Here is an 18,565-nt window from a genome sequence, read left to right on the forward strand (position 1 = left end):
CCGCGTCAGAGGGAATTTTAATGTTTATGGAATGGAAGGGACATTTCGGAAATGGCAGGAACGATGGATTTTTTCGCTAGAAAGAAAGAAGAGCTTGGCGTTGCGCTTAATGAGGTGCAGAAGCAGGCGGTTATGCACACCGAAGGTGCGCTGCTGCTGCTGGCTTCGCCCGGATCAGGGAAGACGACGACAATTATTATGCGAATCGGCTACTTAATTGAAGTGAAACGTGTCCATCCCTCGCGTATTAAGGCGGTTACGTTCAGTAAAGCCTCTGCGCAGGATATGAAGGACCGGTTTAATCGGTTTTTCCCGGAGATGCCCTCCGGAAGCGTCGATTTCTCTACCATACATAGTCTCGCATTCGAAGTCATGCGGGAATATTTACGCCGCTCGCAAACTTCCTTTCAAATTATAGAAGGCGCAGTAGAGATAGAAGTCGGCGAGGGGGAAACGGAGCAAACCGGCGGTTTCGATGACAATAATCCTCCCCTTCATAAGAAGCTGATCCTTCGGGATATTTACCGGAAGGTTCGGGGCGACAACATCACGGAAGAGCAGATGGAAGAGCTCACAACCTATGTTAGTTTCATTAAGAACAAGCTGGTTCCCGAAGCGGAATGGGCGAGCGTGAAATGCGATGTTCCGGATGCTGCTCTGCTATTGAAGGAATACGAAGCGTTCAAACGTACGCGAAGCGACAAGCTGCTCGTGGATTATGACGATATGCTCGTCATCGCGAACCGCGCGCTGGAGCAAAGCAATGAGCTCCTATGGAAGTACCAGAACAAATTCGACTATGTGCTGACGGATGAAAGCCAGGATACTTCCTTGGTACAGCATGCCATTATTGAGAAGCTGGTGCGCAGACATGGCTGTCTGTGCGTCGTCGCCGATGACGATCAGAGCATCTATACCTGGCGGGCGGCGGAACCGCAGTATTTGCTCGATTTCAAAGAGGTATATCCGGACGCCGCGATACTGAAAATGGAGCAGAACTACCGTTCCTCGCGAAATATCGTCAGCATCGCCAACCGATTCATTAAACGTAACCGCAACCGTTATGATAAAGAGATGTTTACCCGCAACCCCAGCAACAGGCCGATTCAAATCAAGAGTTTGGCCGATTACAAGGTGCAGGCTAAGTATGTCGGAGACAAGGTGGCGCTGATCGAGAATTTAAGCGAGACAGCCGTATTGTATCGGAACAATTCATCGTCGATCTCGCTCATGAATGAGTTTGACCGCAGAGGCATTCCGTTCTATATGAAGGATGGCGACAATCGTTTCTTCTCCCACTGGATTCTGGAGGACATCCTGAATTTCATGCGAATGGCCTACACGGACAAGCGACCGGATTTGCTGGAGAAGATTCATACGAAGCTGAACGGTTATATTACCAAAACGCAAATGGCAGCGCTTAGCCAAATTCAGAATAACGAGTCCGTCTTCGACAACTTGATTCGATTCGTGCCGCTGCAGGACTACCAGCCGAAGCAGCTGCAGGATTGCAAAGATACGTTTGTTTCGCTGAAGGAGACAGCTCCCCAGTCGGCGATTCGTACGATCCGGTACAAGCTGGGGTACGAGAAGGCGTTGGAGAAAATGTGCGAGCGGCTCGGCTTCCGCAAAGAGAATCTGATCGGCATCCTTAATACGCTTGAGGATATTGCGGTGGGACTGGAGACGCTGGAGGATTTCGCGAACCGGCTCAAGTATCTGGAAGCGGTCATGAAGGCTTCCAAACGCAACAAGAACGCCAACGCCGTTACGTTCTCCACGCTGCACAGCGCCAAGGGCTTGGAGTTTGAGCGCGTATATATCATTGATCTGATCGACGGCATCCTGCCGTCTAACGATGATATGAAGAAAGTGGAAGGCGAAATTTCGCCGGAAATGGAAGAAGCGGTTCGGCTGTTCTACGTCGGCATGACGCGGGCGAAGCAGCAGCTTGTGCTGCTGAGCTATGGACAGCGGGACGGGGAAGAGGTGAAGGAGTCCCAATTCGTGACGGCCGTTCGTAATCTCCAGACGCCTCCGGGTGCAGAACAGACGGGGACGGCATCGGCGGAAATTGCGGCAACCCGTGCGGGTGGTGAGCAGAGGAAGTCTGCTGCCGGATCGCGCAAATCTGCCGGAACGGTGACGGTTACAAGCTCAGCGAAGTCGTTCGTACCGCCGAATCCGAAAGCGCTGAAGAACGTTGCTTCGTTGCAGCCGGGTCAGCAGCTGAAGCACCGCGTGTTTGGCAACGGGAAGCTGATCGCGGTTGGAGCGGAATTTATCGAAATTCGATTTACGACCGGCGTTCGTAAATTGTCGGTTGCCGCTTGTCTCGAAATGGGGCTTCTTGAGCTGCACTAGTTGTCTTCTTTTTTGGACGGTCTCCGCATAAGCTAGCTTGGAATGGAGATGTGCAAGACCGTCCACGAAGGAGGCCGTCGCATGCGCAAATGGGGAAGACGGGGCTGGCGAAGCAGCGGCAGGCGGCGCCGTTCGTCCGGAAAGCCTAGGAAGAAGATAAGCAGACGCAAGCTGCTCGTCTTCCTGATGCTGCTGTTTATACTGTTCTTCGCGCAGACGTTTATCTTCATTGAACGCAATCTGCAAGGCCCGCTCATGACCGTCGCTACCCTGCGCGTGAAGCAGGTGGCTACGCAATCCATCAACAAAGCGATTACGGAACAGGTCGCCGGGAACTCCAATGCGGATAAGCTGATTGATTGGAAAACGAATGCCAGCGGCAAAATTTCCGGCTTCATGCTCAACTATGCCGAGCATATGCGGATTACGTCCGAGACGATCGATACCGTGCAAACAACGCTGAACAAGATGGGCGATATTCCGGAGCGGATTCCCCTTGGCCAAGCGCTGGGCAGCGCGATTATCGCTTCTTTCGGTCCGCGTATACCCGTGAAATTCGAGCCGATCGGAGCGGTGAAGGTCGATCTGAGCACGCGGCAGAAGGATGCCGGGATCAATATGATTTTGGTTGAGGTTTACATGCACATTGTGGCCGAGGTTTCGATCATTATCCCGTTCGATACGAAGCCGGAGCTCGTGGAGACCGAAATTCCGATTTCGTATTTGCTCGTAGTTGGCGATGTGCCGATGTACTATTACGATAACAAAGGCAATCCCGTCGGTGATTCGGCGCCAGGAGCTCCGAATATTTCACTGCCGATGGAGCAAAGCGGGGATGGTGTGTCCACTACGACGGAGACGCATGACGCTGAGGGGAATAGCGGCGGTAATGCTGATGTGCCGTCGCTTGCGCCTGCAGACGAACCTTAAACAAAGAGCGCTAATCAAGGCTAAAGGCCTGTGATTAGCGCTCTTTGTTTACTTTCTGCGTAATCTGCGCCGCTCTTCTCGCTCCCATTGCCTTAGCATTGGATAGGGATCGAACGACCACTCCACTAACCCTCTGTCGCGGTATACCCCGTAATGCAGGTGCGGAGGGAATTTCCCTTGCGTTCCGGGCTTGCCATATCCGGAGCTGCCCACCCATCCTACAACTTGGCCGGGCTTTACGACGCTGCCAACGGCTAATGTCTTGTCATAGCCGGACAGATGCGCATAATAATGATAGTAATTATTGAGGTCGCGGATGCCAAGACGCCAGCCGCCATAAGGGTTCCAGCCTTTTACCTCAATAATGCCGTAGCAGGTGCTGCGAACCGGAACACCATGATTTGCGAAAATATCTGTTCCTTCATGAATCCGGTAGCCTCCCCAGCTGCGGCGGGTACCCCAAGTTCCTTTGTAGGAATAATTAGTTCCGACTGGGACGGGAAAAGCATGCTCGAACAAATCCAGCTTGCCGTATGTAGCATACAGACGCGCAAACTGGCGGATGCGTTGTACCGCCCTGGTATTGTGGTAATACTGCCACACACCAATGGAAAAATCATCCTCTTCTGTGCCAAATTGCATGAAATGATTGGCTACAGAATACAGTAAATCTGTGTCATTCGTGCGTATCGCACGCCCGTCTCCGTCCCCATCTACACCAAGTCCGCTGAACCACCGAATGGAGGCAGGCGACTCATCCGACATATCGGGGTTGAGTACGCCGGCCCAAGCACTCTCGGTCATAAAGATACCGATATATTGGCCCAGCTGAGCCCTCGTCTTGGGCCGGGCTCTTGTCATGGTTCGCTCGTATTGATCGACTGCGGCCAGACGGTACCAGGGAATACGGGTTACGATGCTAATTTCATCGTACAGCTCTCTTCGTTTGGCGAAAGCATCGTCTTTGGGCGCCGTGTCCTTCGCACCTGCGTAAGCAGCGGTGCCTGGCGGAAGCCCTGCCATCACCAACATCACCAAGAATAGGCGTATTACAAATGATCTCAGATGTATCAGCCTCCACACGCGCCAACTAGCAAAACTTTCATTTTAGGTTTCGGTCGAATGTCTGAAATGGGTGCAATTGGTTTGAACTGCCCTGCTGTTATGATTTGCAAATCATTGGTTTTTATCCGAAACGTGCTATAATAAGACGCAGAGATTACAGAAAGCAGGTACACCTCCCATGAAGACAAAGCTCACCGAAAGAGCGCCGAAGCCGGATTGGCTTCGTATTAAATTAGCGACAGGCGGCAACTATGCCGAAATTAAAGAGATGATGCGCACCAAAACTTTGCATACTGTATGTGAGGAAGCGCGTTGTCCGAATATTTATGAATGTTGGGCGAATCGGACGGCCACGTTCATGATTCTAGGCGATATATGTACACGTGCATGCCGATTCTGTGCAGTGAAGACAGGCTTGCCGACCGAGCTCGATTTGCAAGAGCCGGAACGCGTAGCGGAAGCCGCCGAGCAGATGGGCTTGAAACACTGCGTTGTGACTTCGGTTGCTCGTGATGATCTGGCTGACGGCGGCGCGATGATTTTCGTCGAGACGATCAAAGCCATCCGCAAGAGATTGCCGTTCTGCAGCGTAGAAGTGCTTATTCCGGATTTTATGGGCAATTGGGATGCACTGCAAGCGGTTATGGATGCGAATCCGGATATTCTCAACCACAATATTGAAACCGTTGCTCGGCTTTCCAACCGCGTACGCGCGAAAGCGAAGTATGCTCGTTCGATGGAGCTGCTGAAGCGCGCCAAAGAAATGAAGCCGAATATTCCTACGAAGTCCAGCATCATGCTTGGCGTCGGCGAGGAATGGGATGAAATTTTGCAGGCAATGGATGATCTGCGTGCGGTGGATTGCAACATATTGACCCTGGGCCAATATTTGCAGCCTTCACCGAACCACTTGCCGATTGAGCGATATGTGCATCCAGACGAATTCGCGAAGCTTAAAGAAGAAGGACTTAAACGCGGCTTCAGCCATGTGGAATCGGCACCGCTCGTACGCAGCTCGTATCACGCGCATGAGCAAGTGAAATCCGCAGCACAGGCCGAGCCTGCATCCCTGTGAGAAGGAGTGAGAAGCAGACTTGATCCATATCAGCGGCAGAACCTACGAATTAATACATGAGAACAGAAACGGCTGGAATTTCGAAGCCTTTCGAGAACGATTCAGTGAAGTACTGGAACGATACGATTACGTAATCGGTGATTGGGGATATAATCAGCTTCGGCTCAAGGGATTCTTTCGTGATAATCATCCGAAGGTGACGCGCGAGAGCGCGTTCTCCTCGATGACGGATTATATTAATGAGTATTGTAATTTTGGATGCGCCTACTTCGTGCTCGAGAAACAGCCGGGTGGTGCGAAATCCGGTGAAGACGGCGATCTGACCGAAGATCAGGATGGCGAAACCTATGAAACGGCTGATGGCGTGGAAGCTTATGTAACCGCCTCCCGTGCCGTCGCTGCCGGTCAAGCCGCTGATGCTCCGGCTTCGGAGCATCAGCAGGTGAAGTTCATGCCGCGGCATGAGCGGGATCAACGCAGAGAGCAGCAGCGCAACAGCAACCGTAAGGATGCGGCGAAGGATCCGGAGAAGGAAACGCCTCGCGAGGGACGTAAGCCTTTCAATAAGGACCGTGAGCATGGTGGCAAGCAGGCTGCTCGGAACAATCAGAATGAACGTCCGGAGCGCGGCGAGCGTCATGAACGCGGAGAACGCAGCGAACGCGGGGAGCGCAATAACAATGAGCGCCCTGATCGCGGCGGCGAGCAGCGTTCAGATCGTAATGAACGTCCGGATCGGCCGGAACGGAATCGCAACAAACGCCCTCATTTTAACCAGAAGGCTCCCGTTGCGGCCGCATCGGAGAACCCTTCCCATCCGCCTCAAGGGCGTGGCGGCAAGGAACAGAGCCCTAAACATTAAATAAAAGGCCAGTCTCAAAAGTGCTTACTTTTGAGGCTGGCCTTTTTTGTTATAGCTCATTTCGCCGAATTCGCTCCCAAGTAGATGTCCTGGTGCGGAACATGAGCTCGATTCGCCGAATTTGCTTCCCAGAAGATGTCCTGGCACGCTACATGAGCCCATTTCGTCGATTTCGCTCTCAAGTAGCTGTCCTGGTTCGCTAAATGATTTCAATTCGCCGAATTCACTCCCAAGTAGATGTCCTGGTACGCTACATGAGTTCAGTTCTCCTAATTCGCTCGCAAGTAGATGTCCTGGAGCGCTACATGAGCTCGATGCGCCGATTTTGCTCCCAAGTAGATGTCCTGGTGCGCTACATGAGCTCGATTCGCCGAATTCGCTTTCAAGTAGATCTCCTGGTGCGCTACATGAGCTCATTTCGCCGAATTCGCTCCCAAGTAGATGTCCTGGTGCGCAATGGCAGCTATAAATACTGCACGTTATACAACCGGGCGTAAGCCCCTCCGTTACGCATGAGCTCCTCATGGCGGCCTTGCTCCACGATCTGGCCATGCTCGATGACGACGATGAGATCAGCGTGTGTAATTGTTGAGAGTCGGTGCGCCACGACAAGCGTTGTACGGTTCTGCGAGAGCTCCGCGAGGGACTCTTGGATGGCATGCTCGGATTCCAGGTCAAGCGCCGAGGTCGCCTCATCCAGCACGAGGATGGCGGGATCCTTCAGGAACACGCGGGCAATCGCGATTCGCTGCTTCTGCCCTCCGGAGAGCTTAACGCCGCGTTCGCCGATTTCCGTGTCATAGCCTTTGGGCAGCGACATGATGAACTCATGGGCATTGGCTCTTCTGGCTGCATCGTAAATCTGCTCCTCCGTGCTCTCCGGATTGCCAAGCAGAATATTCTCGCGAGCAGAGCCGCTGAACAAGATGTTATCCTGCAGCACCATCCCGATCTGCGAACGGAGGCTATGCTGCGTCACACTGCGAATGGGCTGGCCGTTAATTGTAATTTCGCCTTCTTGCGTATCGTAGAAGCGTGCCAGCAAGCTGACTAACGAAGATTTGCCGCCGCCGCTCATGCCGACTAACGCGACTGTGTGACCTCTTGGAATGTGCAAGTTGATATTGCGCAGCACCCAGTCCGATTCCTTCTGATAGCGAAACGATACATGGCGGAATTGAATATCTCCTTGCACAGTACGCAGCGGGACAGCGTCCGGCGCATCTGTGATTTCAGCCTGCTCGCCGAGCAGCTCCATCACACGCTCCAGCGATGCGGATGCTTGAGTGAGCTCGGTAGACGAGTTGACAAGCCGGCGAAGCGGCGCGTACAACCGATCAAGATAGCCATAGAAGGCGACAAACTCGCCTAACGTAAGCTTGCCTTGCACAACCAAATAACCGCCGCAGGCAAGCACCAGCAGCGGTGCAATTTCGGTCAACGTATTAATAATGGATTGCGTGAGCGCATTCCACCGAGTTAAGGCGAAGGCGCGTTCCAGAAAGGTCTGGTTCCGATTGCCGAATTGCTGCTGCTCATAAGACTCCAAGGTAAAGCTCTTCACCACGGGAATACCGTTCACATGCTCATTGAGATACCCCTGCATCTCAGCCATCGCTTGCGATCTCGAACGCGAGTAGCCTCGCAGCCGTTTGTACAGCTTCTTCACCGCATAACCGTAGAAAGGCAGAATCGCAATAGCCACAAAGGTCAGCATGACATTCATGTTGAACATGATGATGAGTGCAATGACGAGCGTGAACATATCCAGCCAGATGTTCATGAGTCCTGTCTCTACGAGCGACTTGGTCTGCTCGGCGTCGTTCATCATGCGAGAGATAATCTCGCCGGATTTGCGGTTCTGGTAGAACCGAATGGACAACCGCTGCAGGTGAGCGTAGAGCTTGTTACGCAAGTCAAAAAGCACGCGGCTCGTTGTCAGCTGCGCGAAATATTGACGGTAATATTCGACTGGATATCGGACCACGACGAAGAGTAAGAAGGCGAGCCCGACCGCCTTAAACAGCTTTGCTGTTTTGTCTTCAACCGAGAGAGAAGCAAGCAACACGTCGTCGACGACATATTTGAGAAATAAGGGAAGTGTCAGCGGAATCGCGAACTTAATGATGCCAATCGCCAGCGTAATCGCAATCAGCCAGCGATAAGGTTTAACAATTTGCAGATAGGCGCGAAAATGATTCATCTATTTCACATCGTAACCAAGGAACGCTTCGCGCACCCGGTTCCAGAACGGGAATGGACGGTAGCGTGCGAAGCTAACCTTGCGTGAAGCCACGCTGCACCGAATGGAGTGAATATCGTCCCGTTTAATGGTAAGCTGATCAACTGTCAGCTGCAGCCGCTGATCCTTGCGTGGAATGATGTCGCAGTGATGGTGCTGTGGCAGGACAATTGAAGAACCCAGCGTACGGTAGACCCGGTTATTGATCGATGCAATTTCGGCCAGCTGAAGCGATTCGATCGATGGATGGATGATCGCGCCGCCAAGACTTTTGTTATACGCCGTACTGCCTGATGGAGTGGAGACGACAATGCCGTCGCCGCGGAACATTTCAAACATTTCATCATTGACGTTAATTTGAGCGACTAACATATTGTCGAGGCCCTTAAGAGTAAATTCGTTCAACGCCGTATGTGTCACTTTGCCTGCGTCTGTGTCCAGCTCGATTTGGGCAAGCGGGTAACGTACGATGCGAGGTTCACTTTCCGCCATCATGCGGACCAGCTCTTCCAATTCGTCGGCTTTCCAATCGGCGAAGAATCCAAGGTGACCTGTATGTACACCTATAAAAGCGAGGTCATCGATTCGGTCGACATAGGTGTGGAATGCCTTCAAGAGCGTTCCGTCGCCGCCGATGGAGATGACCATCTCAGGACTCTCATCATTACGCTTTAATCCTCGTGCTGCTGCAAGCTCATGAAAACGAGTGACAAGCTCTTTCGATAACTTATCTCCTCGATCAATTACGACATAATTCAAATCCAGGCGCCCCTTCCGCGCAGTTAATACTTGAATCATAGCGGATATCTGTGGCGAATTCAATGTCAAAGCGCCGGACCGAGCGCACCCCAAAGCAGATAGATTAAGCAGGTGGCAATACAGCCATGTACGAACCGTGCAAACAGAAAAGGCTTATAGCGCAGATCCGTATGACTGAGTAGGCTGGCGATTTGGGCATGGACGGACAAGCCGCCCCAAGAGAGGATGAATGCGGCAATTGCCGCTTGGTGGACGAGACCGCTGCTGACTGCCGCGCCTGCGGAGCGCGCGCCGAGCGTAACCTCGAAGATGCCGTTTACTACGGCGTCAGAGAGGGCAGGCGGAACATGAATCAGGCTGAGCAAGGACTGAATGCCGTGCGCCAATACATTGATGCCCCCTGCCTGTCTTAGCAGCTCCATGATTACGGAGAACACCACGACGAGACCGCCGACTACGATCATGAGCCGCAGCGCAGCTTGTATGGCGTCTTGAAGGAGATCGCCGAATTTGCGTCCATCCATTAAACGCGCGAAATGCATGGCGTGTATAGCCTCGGAGAGACGGCTTTTTCTCTTCCCATTTGTGCTGCTCTTGCCTCCGGTGCTGCCTGCTGCTGCTGCTGCGGGTAGAGTCGCCTCTGCTTTACGATCATGAAATCGCATCAGCAGTCCGATGATGAGACCGCCGCCATAATGGGCTGCGGCCAGAACCGGCGCGAGTGCAACATTGTGGAAGAAGCCGACGGAAACCGCACCGATGAGGAAAATAGGATCCGAGGTTGTCGTAAACGCCACGAGCCGCTCGCCCTCCGAACGATTAATAAGCTTTTGTTCCCAGAGCTGGGCCGTAAGTCTTGCCCCTACAGGATAACCGGATGCATACCCCATCGTCACAACGAAACCGCCTATACCGGGTATACGGAAGAGCGGCCGCATGAGCGGATCCAATATTTTGCCGAAGAAATGTACGATGCCTAGTCCAAGCAGCAGCTCTGAAATGACGAAGAAGGGGAACAGAGCCGGAAAAAGCACTTCCCACCAGATGGAGAGCCCACGAATGGAAGCTGAGAGCGCCTCAGCGGGAAAACCAATCATCAGCAGAACGAGCAGAACCGCTGACCAAGCCGGTATGATGGACGGACGAAGTAAATAGCGAACGACATGCACGAAGAGGCCCTCCTTGAAAATCGTAAAATGCCTACTATTACTGCTATATGTGCGAGAGAGGACAAACATCACTTGTCCGAAAAAATGCTTTTTAAAGGTGCTGTAATAGGGGCGTAAAAGAGCTGTAATATGGCTGTAATATGGGGAAAAAATGTTTAGAAAACGCTTGCAAAACAATATGTTATTTTTATTCTGGGTATGCTACAATTGTCTTACATCAATCGAACGCCTTGAGGTGATGACTATGAGTATAATTGCTGGCATCCTCGTCTGCGCATTCATCTACGTCATCCGTGAGTCCCTGATGGCTCCCGGAGAAGAGGATTACGAAAGCTGATATATCCCGACTCTTATTCGTACCAACACCTACTGCCGTAATGCCCTCTTCCTAGAGGGCATTTTTTTGTGTGCCTATGGATTCATGTTTTATGTTAAAATAATTAAGAAAAGTGCTACAAAAGACCTACAAAACGGAGTGAGTAATGACGATGAATAACTATAGCACTATATATGAGGCTGTCGGAGGAGTTGCCGGTATTAAAGGCATCGTAGAATCCTTCTATTCTAAGGTTCAGAAGAACCCATTGATTGGGCCTTTATTTCCACCGAACATACAACCTGTCATGGAGAAACAGACGATGTTTCTGACGCAGTTCTTCGGCGGCCCTTCTTTATACTCTGATGAATATGGGCATCCCATGATGCGGGCAAGGCATTTGCCGTTTCCTATAACACCTGAACGTGCGGAGGCCTGGCTTGGTTGTATGCGGGAAGCCCTTGCTGAAACGGACTTACCTGCAGAGCTGCAGGAAGTAATGCTTGACCGTTTATCGGGACCGGCGCATCACTTTGTTAATCAACAACCATAACAATAGGGAGACGTGACGAAATGGATCCACTCTATTTAACTTCAATTACCTGCATTTGCTGTGAGTCCACCTACAAGACGTCACGTGTACGCCCAAGCTTCAAGAAACCTTCCGGTCGGGATACCGATTTCTGTTCGCATTACAAGACGGAGTTTAACCCTGATTTCTACGTTGTACGTGTATGTCCGAGATGCGGATTCTCTTCTACGGAGAACGGCAAGACGTCAATGACAGCAGCTCAGAAAAGTCTCTATCAACAGACGCTGGGAGGCCGCTGGAGTTATCGCGATTACGGCGGTACGCGTACGAAGGAGCAGGCGCTGGAATGCTACAAGCTTGCCCTCCTCTGTTCAGGCATTATTGACGAGAAGGAACGCGTCATAGCGGGTATCCTTCATCATATTGCATGGCTCTATCGGTATGAGAATATGAAGGAACAGGAGCTGCGTTTCCTCCGCTTCGCACTGGATTCTTACGTAGCCGTATTCGAAACGGAGAGCGGTTCACTCAATAATGCGAAGCTGATGTATTTGATGGGGGAGCTGAATCGTCGGATCGGCGAGCCGAATGCAGCAGTGAAATGGTTCTCGCGTGTCGTCAATGACAAACGGATTGAGGATGCTTCCATGATCCGGGCATGCCGCGATCAATGGCAGCTGCTTCGCGAACAGCAGCAATTTGGAGACAATTTCGAGGATGAGCCCGCCGCAATGAACGCGTAGGGATAATATACAATAGCGATAATACAAAGCCGCCCGAGCTTTTGCTCGGACGGCTTTTTGTGTGCATGGAAGCGAAATTAGGCGTGGCGAAGCGTCGTGTCCGTAAGGAGATAGTCCTGGTCTGCATCGATCACCGTTACCCGGTTATGGCAGCATGGGAAGACGAGAAGTCTTTTCTTGCCTGTGCGAATATCGCCAAGCTCCTTGGGTCTGATTGGCAGCAGGACGTTGTCTTTCTTGCAGAACGGGCAGCTCGGCACATACACGTCTTTCATGATAATGTCATAAGGCCAAGCGCGTTCAAAAGGAATCACGGCGTGGAAGCTCCTTTATCCTCAGTGTCGCTTGCGGCATTCTTCGCGAGCTCGGCAATCTTTTGCAGCAAAATATGTTTGGGCATATGCATCAAATGCTCGAGCGGAACATTCAATTCCTTCGCCAGCTTAACTGCAGTTTCCGCTGAGAGCTGTAAGGGTTGAGACATCGTAAACACTCCTTATCGTAGGGGCTTGTCTGCATAGGCAGCGCCCAGATTTGCATAGGATGGAAAAAGGGACATGGATAACGGTATAATTCAGTTATACACTGCGACGATAGAATTCGCAACGCGCAGACAGGAGGAGGCTCTTATGCAATCCATATTACCGACAACATGGAATTTAGAAAATATCTATGCGGGGGGTTCCGGATCTGCCGCATTTCATCAGGAACTAAGCGGCATGGAGCGCGATATTGATGTCCTGACACGTGAGCTGTCCGAGGCATCTGCAAGCGGCACGCCTGCTTCACCGGATCAGCTGTCAGGCTGGACGAAAGCGGTTCAGTCGATTTTGCTTCGGCTTCGTCAGTCGGATTCCTTCGTAGGATGCCTGCAAGCGCAGCAGATGAAAGATACGGCGGCAAACGGGCTTAATGATCGAGTCAAAACCTTATCGGCCAAGTTCAACGGGGCACTTACCAACTTCGATGAGCTGCTTCTGCGGACAAATGAGGAGAGCTGGAAGAATTGGCTGAACGCTGCTGATGCTTCACCGGTTGCTTTCGTACTGAATGAGCGGCGTGAAGCCGTTAAGGAGAAGCTGCCGCCTCAAGAGGAAGCACTCGCAGCGGAGCTGGCGGTTGACGGCTACCACGGCTGGGGAGATTTCTATAACACGATCGTATCGCGTATTCGATTCGAAGTCACTGAGAAGGACGGGGCCGTGAAGCAGCTATCTGCGGGCCAAATGCATAATAGGCTTAGTCATAGTGATCGCAGCGTACGCGAGACTGCTTTCGCGGAGTGGGAGCGCGAGTGGTCGGAGCAAGGGGATCTGTGCGCAGATACGATTAACCGCATCTCCGGCTTCCGGTTGAAGCTGTATGAGAAGCGGGGCTGGGGTACGGCGCTCAAGGAGCCGCTTGCGATTAATCGGATGAGCGAGGCTACGCTGAATGCGATGTGGTCTGCCGTAACCGAAGGGAAGCCGCGGCTTGTCCGCTATATGGAGCGCAAGGCAAAGCTGCTGGGCCTCTCGCAGTTGGATTGGCATGATGTTAGCGCGCCTCTTGGTTCAGCGAGCAAGACAGTACCTTATAGCGACGCAGCGGCGTTCATTACGGAGCAGTTCCGTGCGTTCAGTCCGGATCTGGCCACGTTTACGGAGATGGCGTTCCGCGAAGCGTGGATCGAAGCGGAGGATCGCCCCGGTAAACGTCCGGGCGGGTTCTGTACGTCGTTTCCTAAGAGTGAGGAAACAAGGATCTTCATGACCTATTCCGGTACACCGTCGAATATCTCGACGCTTGCCCATGAGCTTGGACATGCGTATCATCAGCATGTAATGAATGATTTGCCGCCGCTGGCACAGGAGTATGCGAGCAATGTGGCCGAAACAGCGTCTACTTTTGCCGAAATGCTGGTATCTGATTCCGCTCTGAAGGCTGCGGTTAGCCGGGAAGAGAAGCTGGCCTTGCTCGATGATAAGCTGAATAACGCGGTTTCTTATTTTATGGATATTCATTCTCGGTTCTTGTTTGAGAAGAGCTTCTATGAGCAACGCAAGCAGGGCATGCTGACCCAAGAAGACCTGTGCAAGCTGATGGAAGAGGCGCAGCAGGAAGGGTTCAGCGGCGCGCTTGGCAAGCTGCATCCGCATTTCTGGGCATCGAAATTGCATTTCTATTTGACGGACGTGCCGTTCTACAACTTCCCGTATACATTTGGATATTTGTTCAGCTGCGGCATCTATGCGCAAGCGAAGAAAGAAGGCGAGTCTTTTGCGGACCGCTATGTCGCATTGCTTCGCGATACCGGATTGATGACGGTCGAGGATTTGGCGCAGAAGCATCTTGGCGTACGCTTGGATGAGCCGGACTTCTGGCGTGAAGCGGTCAAGCTTGCTTTAGAAGACGTTGAAGAGTTTCTGGCTCTGACAGAAGAATCGTAAGATTGTGAGAGTTAGGCATAATACCTGACATAATGTGGAATAATGATCGATAGAGAACGGTGCGGCCTTATGGGGACGGCGCCGTTTTTCTGTCACTGGAATCTGGATCTGGATTTGTCCGCTTATGGAAGGAGTTCGAGGAGTATGCAAGTAGAGCAGACGTTTGTGATGGTAAAGCCGGATGGAGTGAAGAGGGGGCTGATCGGCCCTATTATTACACGCTTTGAGCAAAAAGGCTTCGAGCTGGCCGCGATATCGCTTCGCACAATTGACCGGGAGCTTGCTGAAACGCATTACGGAGAGCTGAAGTCAAAGCCATTCTTCGGTGAATTGGTCGATTATTTGACGTCCGGACCGGTGTGCGCCATGATCTGGCAAGGGCCTCATGCGGTTGAGAATGCGCGTGCAATCATCGGCAAGACGAATCCGGTGGAAGCTGGGCCGGGGACGATTCGGGGCGACTTCGGAATGGATATTTCGGGTAATATTGTGCATGGATCGGATTCTGACGCAAGTGCCGCGCGTGAAATCGGGCTGTTCTTTGATCGCGAGCATGCTGCGCAGCCTCTGTATCCATTATTTGGAAGAACGGCTGTGGCACGAGATGAGCATTCCATTCATTAACGACACAGGTAGTGCAATTACAAGAAAGCCCTCACGTATCTCGTTTAGAGAGAACGGAGGGCTTTCGTTATTGTGTGCTTGTTTTGTGTGTGGGGATGAATTAGAACGATTCGTTGATAACCAATTTGCTAAGCGGCAAACGAGGAGTCGGACGACCCGGTGCAGCTGCCTCACCAATTGCAATCATCATAACCGGGATGTAACGTGCCGGGATGTTCAAAGCTTCAACGAGCTTCGCTTTGTCAAAGCCGCCCATTGCAACCGTGTCATAACCTTTCGATTTAGCTGCGAGCATTAGCTGCATAGCGCCAAGACCAGCATTCTTGTTAGCTTCGTCGCGTGCAACTTGCTCGAACGAATAAGCGCCTTCGATTTGACTAACCATATTGTCACGGATTTCTTGCGTCACATGGCCTGCTGCGAGCATGCCGTCAAAGATTTCGCGGCCGGTAATTTGCGCTTGCAAGTCGCCAAGAATAACGATAACGGCGGAAGCGTCGGATACTTGTTGTTGACCGTAAGCGATCGGACGAACAAGATCTTTCTGTGCTTGGTCTTGGATAACGAGGAAACGCCATTGCTGAAGGTTCCAAGAAGATGGTGCAGTTGCTGCCAGTTCAAGAATTTCGTTCAATGTTGTTTCAGGAATAACTACGTCTCTTTTGTATTGACGTACGGAATGACGCTCACGCATGACTTGCTCGGCGGATGGTGCTGCTACAGTATTGTTTTGGTTCATTTTAGGTGTCTCCCTCTCCAAATGGAATGAATGTAAAAATAAGTAACTAACCAGATACAAATTAACTTACTTTAGTATAGTACACATACAAAAGATAAGCAACTACAAAATTAGGAAGTCGAACTTTGAATTGTGCCTAAATGTGGGTTGACTCCAATGTGAATAATGTGGTAAATTATGGTCAATTGTACAAGGACGCTACGGAAGCACCGTAACGCGCAGATGATCTGCGTTGTTATGGTGCTTTTTTGCGTCCTTTTCTTCTTTTTCAGGATGCCAAGAGGAGTGTGGAATTGATCCGTATGAGCAAACGAAACCTTATTGTTGCTGTACAAGAATCGAGTTATATCGAACGACTTGGCGACTACATGCGTCAGAGCTCCTTTGGAACGGGCTGGCAGTTAACGGCCTTCACGAATCCGGCAGCACTTCGCAGCTATATGCGCGGAGGATATGCCGTTGACCTGCTCGTCGCAGAACCAAGCTTATTGGATGAGCTGGGAGAGTTGGCTGAGAGCGTGTTAGCCGCAGCTCTTGTAGGGCAGGTTGGACTTTCAGGGCATAAGCACCAAGTGCTGCAGTATCAGCCATTGCCGCAGCTGCTGCAGTCGTTCGCGGCTCTATATGCCTCTTCTGAGCAGCGCACGGTAAAGCTGATGGGTGAGGGGAATGCCGAATCCGGCGCTGAGTCTGAAGCTGGGGCTAGCATCATCTCGGTGTATTCCCCTGCCGGTGGAATCGGTAAGACCACGCTTGCGCTTCAGCTTGCGAGGCAGGCAGCCGCCTGCGGTGCTCGGGTCTTTTATTTGAATTTGGAACAGTGGAATGCTGCACCGCTCTGGGACAGCAGGGATGGTCGAGAAGATTTCTCGAATTTGTTGTACACGCTGCAAGCAGCCCCGGATAAAGCGGTTGCCCAAATTATTGCGCTGCGCAAGCGGCATCCGTGGCTCGGCATAGATTTTATCGTGCCTTGCGAGAATGCGGAGGAACGACTGTCCCTTACGGCTGAGCATGTGAAGAGGCTGCTGGGTGCCATCAAGGGAACCGGGGAATACGACAAGATTGTGGTTGATTTGGACAGCCGATTGGATGCCTTACACTTCGGGGTGTTTCAAGCAAGCCGCCATGTGCTTTGGCTCTTGAATAACGACCCGAGCAGCTTGCGTAAGACTGAGTTAGCCATGCAATATGGCGAGCAGAAGAATGGTTCTTCCTTTGCGGAGTCGAAACCGAAATTTCAATTTATTCAGCTTAAACCAATTGGCAGGCCTGAAGCGGAATGGCATAGCGGTAAGATGGCTTCACTGTCGATTACAGCTACTGTTCCTTTCGTGAAAGAATGGACTGCTATCGGTCAGCAAGGCGGGGCTGGGTGGTTCGATGCTCCTCAGTATCGCGGAGCGCTTGAAACGCTGCTTGGCAAGCTTGGCGAGCTGAAGCCGGGAGGTGATGACAGTGTCGCCTTTGAAAGAAGAAACAATCCAGCTGCTCAAGGAGCGAATTCGCAACCAGCTTGAGCTGGGGAGCGCCATGTCAGATGAGGATTTCAGCTCGCGCATTGAACGGGAGGTTTTTCGGTGGTGCTTGGATCATCCCATTACGGCAGGTGAGAAGATCCAGCTGGTTCGAAGATTGTTTCATTCTTTCCGAGGCTTGGATTTTATACAGCCGCTTATGGATGATCCGGCCATTTCGGAGATTATGATCAACTCCCATAAGGAGATGTTCGTGGAACGCGCGGGACAATTGTCGAGGCTTCCAATGGCTTTTGAAAGTAAGGAACGGCTGGAGGATTTGATTCAATCTGTAGTTGCGGGTGTTAACCGCGTAGTGAATGAATCCACGCCGATTGTGGATGCCAGGCTGAAGGACGGTTCGAGGGTGCATATCGTATTGCCGCCGGTTGCTCTGAAAGGACCGACGATGACGATCCGGAAGTTTCCTGAGCGTCCGCTGCTGATGGATGATCTGATCGCGTGTGAGGCGCTCACTTCTGAGGCCGCCTCCATGCTTAGTAAGCTTGTGAAGGCCAAATACAATATCTTCATTAGCGGCGGGACAGGCTCGGGCAAAACAACCTTCCTTAATGCTCTTACTCAGTTCATTCCGGAGGACGAGCGGATTGTAACCATTGAAGATGCAGCCGAGCTGCAAATTCGTACGGTCCCCAATTTAGTATCGCTGGAGACGCGTAACGCGAACACCGAAGGGAAAGGGGCTATTTCCATGCGAGAGCTGATTCGAGCTTCGCTGCGAATGAGGCCGAATCGGATCGTTGTAGGCGAGGTACGGGGCGGCGAAGCAATCGATATGCTGGCTGCAATGAATACCGGACATGATGGAAGCTTATCCACCGGACATAGTAACAGCGCTCGGGATATGATTGCCCGATTGGAAACGATGGTGCTGAGCGGTGCGGATTTGCCGATCGCCGTCATCAGGCAGCAAATTAGTTCGGCAATCGATATTATCGTGCATGTATCCCGCTTACGCGATCGTTCGAGGCGAGTCATCGAAATATCCGAGGTCATCGGAATTCAGGATGGTGAGGTATTACTGCAAACCCTCTACCGGTTCCAAGAGGATGGTGAACGTGAAGGTCGTGTGTCCGGCTTACTACGGCGCTGCGAGAATATGAAGTTGCACCGGACGTGGAAGCTGCAGATGGCGGGTATGGCTGAAGCTGAATTCTCGGAAGGTGAAGGTGCTTGAA

The 18,565-nt window shown here is 51.8% G+C and carries 17 protein-coding genes; 10 read left to right on the forward strand and 7 right to left on the reverse strand.

Features of this window, described 5'->3' with window-relative positions:
- Window positions 1-51: 51 nt before the first annotated feature.
- Window positions 52-2,364, forward strand: coding sequence for an ATP-dependent helicase (locus AC0YN4_RS08990; protein ID WP_475835630.1), 2,313 nt, complete (start codon window positions 52-54; stop codon window positions 2,362-2,364).
- A gap of 81 nt (window positions 2,365-2,445) precedes the next feature.
- Window positions 2,446-3,294, forward strand: a complete 849-nt coding sequence (gene yunB / locus AC0YN4_RS08995; protein WP_475781139.1) for a sporulation protein YunB — start codon at window positions 2,446-2,448, stop codon at window positions 3,292-3,294.
- A 48-nt stretch (window positions 3,295-3,342) separates the two neighbouring features.
- On the opposite strand, the gene AC0YN4_RS09000 is transcribed toward yunB, so the two are convergent.
- Complete coding sequence (locus AC0YN4_RS09000) at window positions 3,343-4,317, reverse strand: M23 family metallopeptidase (protein ID WP_475781140.1); 975 nt, start codon at window positions 4,315-4,317, stop codon at window positions 3,343-3,345.
- A gap of 220 nt (window positions 4,318-4,537) precedes the next feature.
- On the opposite strand from AC0YN4_RS09000, the gene lipA reads away from it, so the two are divergent.
- Together lipA and AC0YN4_RS09010 are read left to right on the forward strand one after the other, a co-directional pair.
- A complete protein-coding gene (lipA, locus tag AC0YN4_RS09005; RefSeq protein ID WP_210662457.1) occupies window positions 4,538-5,434 on the forward strand; it encodes a lipoyl synthase in 897 nt (298 codons plus the stop codon).
- A 19-nt stretch (window positions 5,435-5,453) separates the two neighbouring features.
- A complete protein-coding gene (locus tag AC0YN4_RS09010; RefSeq protein WP_475835631.1) occupies window positions 5,454-6,296 on the forward strand; it encodes a YutD family protein in 843 nt (280 codons plus the stop codon).
- Window positions 6,297-6,759: 463 nt separating this feature from the next.
- On the opposite strand, the gene AC0YN4_RS09015 is transcribed toward AC0YN4_RS09010, so the two are convergent.
- The 3 genes from AC0YN4_RS09015 to ylbJ form a co-directional block, all read right to left on the reverse strand.
- Window positions 6,760-8,499 (reverse strand): ABC transporter ATP-binding protein, encoded by a 1,740-nt coding sequence (locus tag AC0YN4_RS09015; protein ID WP_475781142.1) that lies wholly within the window; start codon window positions 8,497-8,499, stop codon window positions 6,760-6,762.
- Window positions 8,500-9,297 (reverse strand): NAD kinase, encoded by a 798-nt coding sequence (locus AC0YN4_RS09020; protein WP_475781143.1) that lies wholly within the window; start codon window positions 9,295-9,297, stop codon window positions 8,500-8,502.
- 65 nt (window positions 9,298-9,362) lie between these two features.
- Complete coding sequence (ylbJ, locus tag AC0YN4_RS09025) at window positions 9,363-10,466, reverse strand: sporulation integral membrane protein YlbJ (protein ID WP_475835632.1); 1,104 nt, start codon at window positions 10,464-10,466, stop codon at window positions 9,363-9,365.
- Between the two features lie 488 nt (window positions 10,467-10,954).
- On the opposite strand from ylbJ, the gene AC0YN4_RS09030 reads away from it, so the two are divergent.
- Together AC0YN4_RS09030 and AC0YN4_RS09035 are read left to right on the forward strand one after the other, a co-directional pair.
- Complete coding sequence (locus tag AC0YN4_RS09030; RefSeq protein WP_475781144.1) at window positions 10,955-11,335, forward strand: globin domain-containing protein; 381 nt, start codon at window positions 10,955-10,957, stop codon at window positions 11,333-11,335.
- A gap of 20 nt (window positions 11,336-11,355) precedes the next feature.
- Window positions 11,356-12,057, forward strand: a complete 702-nt coding sequence (locus tag AC0YN4_RS09035; protein ID WP_475835633.1) for a DUF2225 domain-containing protein — start codon at window positions 11,356-11,358, stop codon at window positions 12,055-12,057.
- A 77-nt stretch (window positions 12,058-12,134) separates the two neighbouring features.
- Here the strand turns inward: AC0YN4_RS09035 and AC0YN4_RS09040 are convergent, their stop codons facing one another.
- Together AC0YN4_RS09040 and AC0YN4_RS09045 are read right to left on the reverse strand one after the other, a co-directional pair.
- The gene (locus AC0YN4_RS09040) at window positions 12,135-12,371 is read right to left on the reverse strand and encodes a hypothetical protein (RefSeq protein ID WP_475781146.1); all 237 of its coding nucleotides are present in this window, start codon (window positions 12,369-12,371) and stop codon (window positions 12,135-12,137) included.
- Entirely contained in the window at window positions 12,368-12,541 is a 174-nt protein-coding gene (locus tag AC0YN4_RS09045) for a YycC family protein (RefSeq protein ID WP_475781147.1), read from the reverse strand. The genes AC0YN4_RS09040 and AC0YN4_RS09045 overlap by 4 nt, the downstream gene beginning before the upstream one ends.
- A 145-nt stretch (window positions 12,542-12,686) precedes the next feature.
- Here AC0YN4_RS09045 and AC0YN4_RS09050 point away from each other — a divergent pair, with 145 nt between their 5' ends.
- A complete protein-coding gene (locus AC0YN4_RS09050) occupies window positions 12,687-14,486 on the forward strand; it encodes a M3 family oligoendopeptidase (protein WP_475835634.1) in 1,800 nt (599 codons plus the stop codon).
- Between the two features lie 144 nt (window positions 14,487-14,630).
- The gene (gene ndk, locus AC0YN4_RS09055) at window positions 14,631-15,110 is read left to right on the forward strand and encodes a nucleoside-diphosphate kinase (protein ID WP_475835635.1); all 480 of its coding nucleotides are present in this window, start codon (window positions 14,631-14,633) and stop codon (window positions 15,108-15,110) included.
- A gap of 100 nt (window positions 15,111-15,210) precedes the next feature.
- Here ndk and AC0YN4_RS09060 read toward each other — a convergent pair whose 3' ends face one another.
- Window positions 15,211-15,849: a nitroreductase family protein gene (locus AC0YN4_RS09060; RefSeq protein ID WP_475781150.1), complete on the reverse strand. Its 639-nt coding sequence runs from the start codon at window positions 15,847-15,849 to the stop codon at window positions 15,211-15,213.
- A gap of 302 nt (window positions 15,850-16,151) precedes the next feature.
- On the opposite strand from AC0YN4_RS09060, the gene AC0YN4_RS09065 reads away from it, so the two are divergent.
- Both AC0YN4_RS09065 and AC0YN4_RS09070 read left to right on the forward strand, forming a co-directional pair.
- Window positions 16,152-17,369 carry a P-loop NTPase family protein gene (locus tag AC0YN4_RS09065; protein WP_475781151.1) on the forward strand — a complete coding sequence of 406 codons (1,218 nt, stop codon included), beginning with the start codon at window positions 16,152-16,154 and terminating at the stop codon, window positions 17,367-17,369.
- Window positions 17,317-18,564, forward strand: coding sequence for a CpaF family protein (locus AC0YN4_RS09070; protein ID WP_475836092.1), 1,248 nt, complete (start codon window positions 17,317-17,319; stop codon window positions 18,562-18,564). The genes AC0YN4_RS09065 and AC0YN4_RS09070 overlap by 53 nt, the downstream gene beginning before the upstream one ends.
- The last annotated feature ends 1 nt before the right edge of the window (window position 18,565 follow it).

The organism is Paenibacillus sp. J22R3 (assembly GCF_056269305.1).

What these genes read in the sequence shown, in the direction of transcription:
- AC0YN4_RS08990 (WP_475835630.1), top strand. Translation starts at nt 52, where the DNA reads ATGGCAGGAACGATGGATTTTTTCGCTAGAAAGAAAGAAGAGCTTGGC.
- yunB (WP_475781139.1), top strand. Translation starts at nt 2,446, where the DNA reads ATGCGCAAATGGGGAAGACGGGGCTGGCGAAGCAGCGGCAGGCGGCGC.
- AC0YN4_RS09000 (WP_475781140.1), bottom strand. Translation starts at nt 4,317, where the DNA reads ATGGCAGGGCTTCCGCCAGGCACCGCTGCTTACGCAGGTGCGAAGGAC.
- lipA (WP_210662457.1), top strand. Translation starts at nt 4,538, where the DNA reads ATGAAGACAAAGCTCACCGAAAGAGCGCCGAAGCCGGATTGGCTTCGT.
- AC0YN4_RS09015 (WP_475781142.1), bottom strand. Translation starts at nt 8,499, where the DNA reads ATGAATCATTTTCGCGCCTATCTGCAAATTGTTAAACCTTATCGCTGG.
- AC0YN4_RS09030 (WP_475781144.1), top strand. Translation starts at nt 10,955, where the DNA reads ATGAATAACTATAGCACTATATATGAGGCTGTCGGAGGAGTTGCCGGT.
- AC0YN4_RS09035 (WP_475835633.1), top strand. Translation starts at nt 11,356, where the DNA reads ATGGATCCACTCTATTTAACTTCAATTACCTGCATTTGCTGTGAGTCC.
- AC0YN4_RS09045 (WP_475781147.1), bottom strand. Translation starts at nt 12,541, where the DNA reads ATGTCTCAACCCTTACAGCTCTCAGCGGAAACTGCAGTTAAGCTGGCG.
- AC0YN4_RS09050 (WP_475835634.1), top strand. Translation starts at nt 12,687, where the DNA reads ATGCAATCCATATTACCGACAACATGGAATTTAGAAAATATCTATGCG.
- ndk (WP_475835635.1), top strand. Translation starts at nt 14,631, where the DNA reads ATGCAAGTAGAGCAGACGTTTGTGATGGTAAAGCCGGATGGAGTGAAG.
- AC0YN4_RS09060 (WP_475781150.1), bottom strand. Translation starts at nt 15,849, where the DNA reads ATGAACCAAAACAATACTGTAGCAGCACCATCCGCCGAGCAAGTCATG.
- AC0YN4_RS09065 (WP_475781151.1), top strand. Translation starts at nt 16,152, where the DNA reads ATGAGCAAACGAAACCTTATTGTTGCTGTACAAGAATCGAGTTATATC.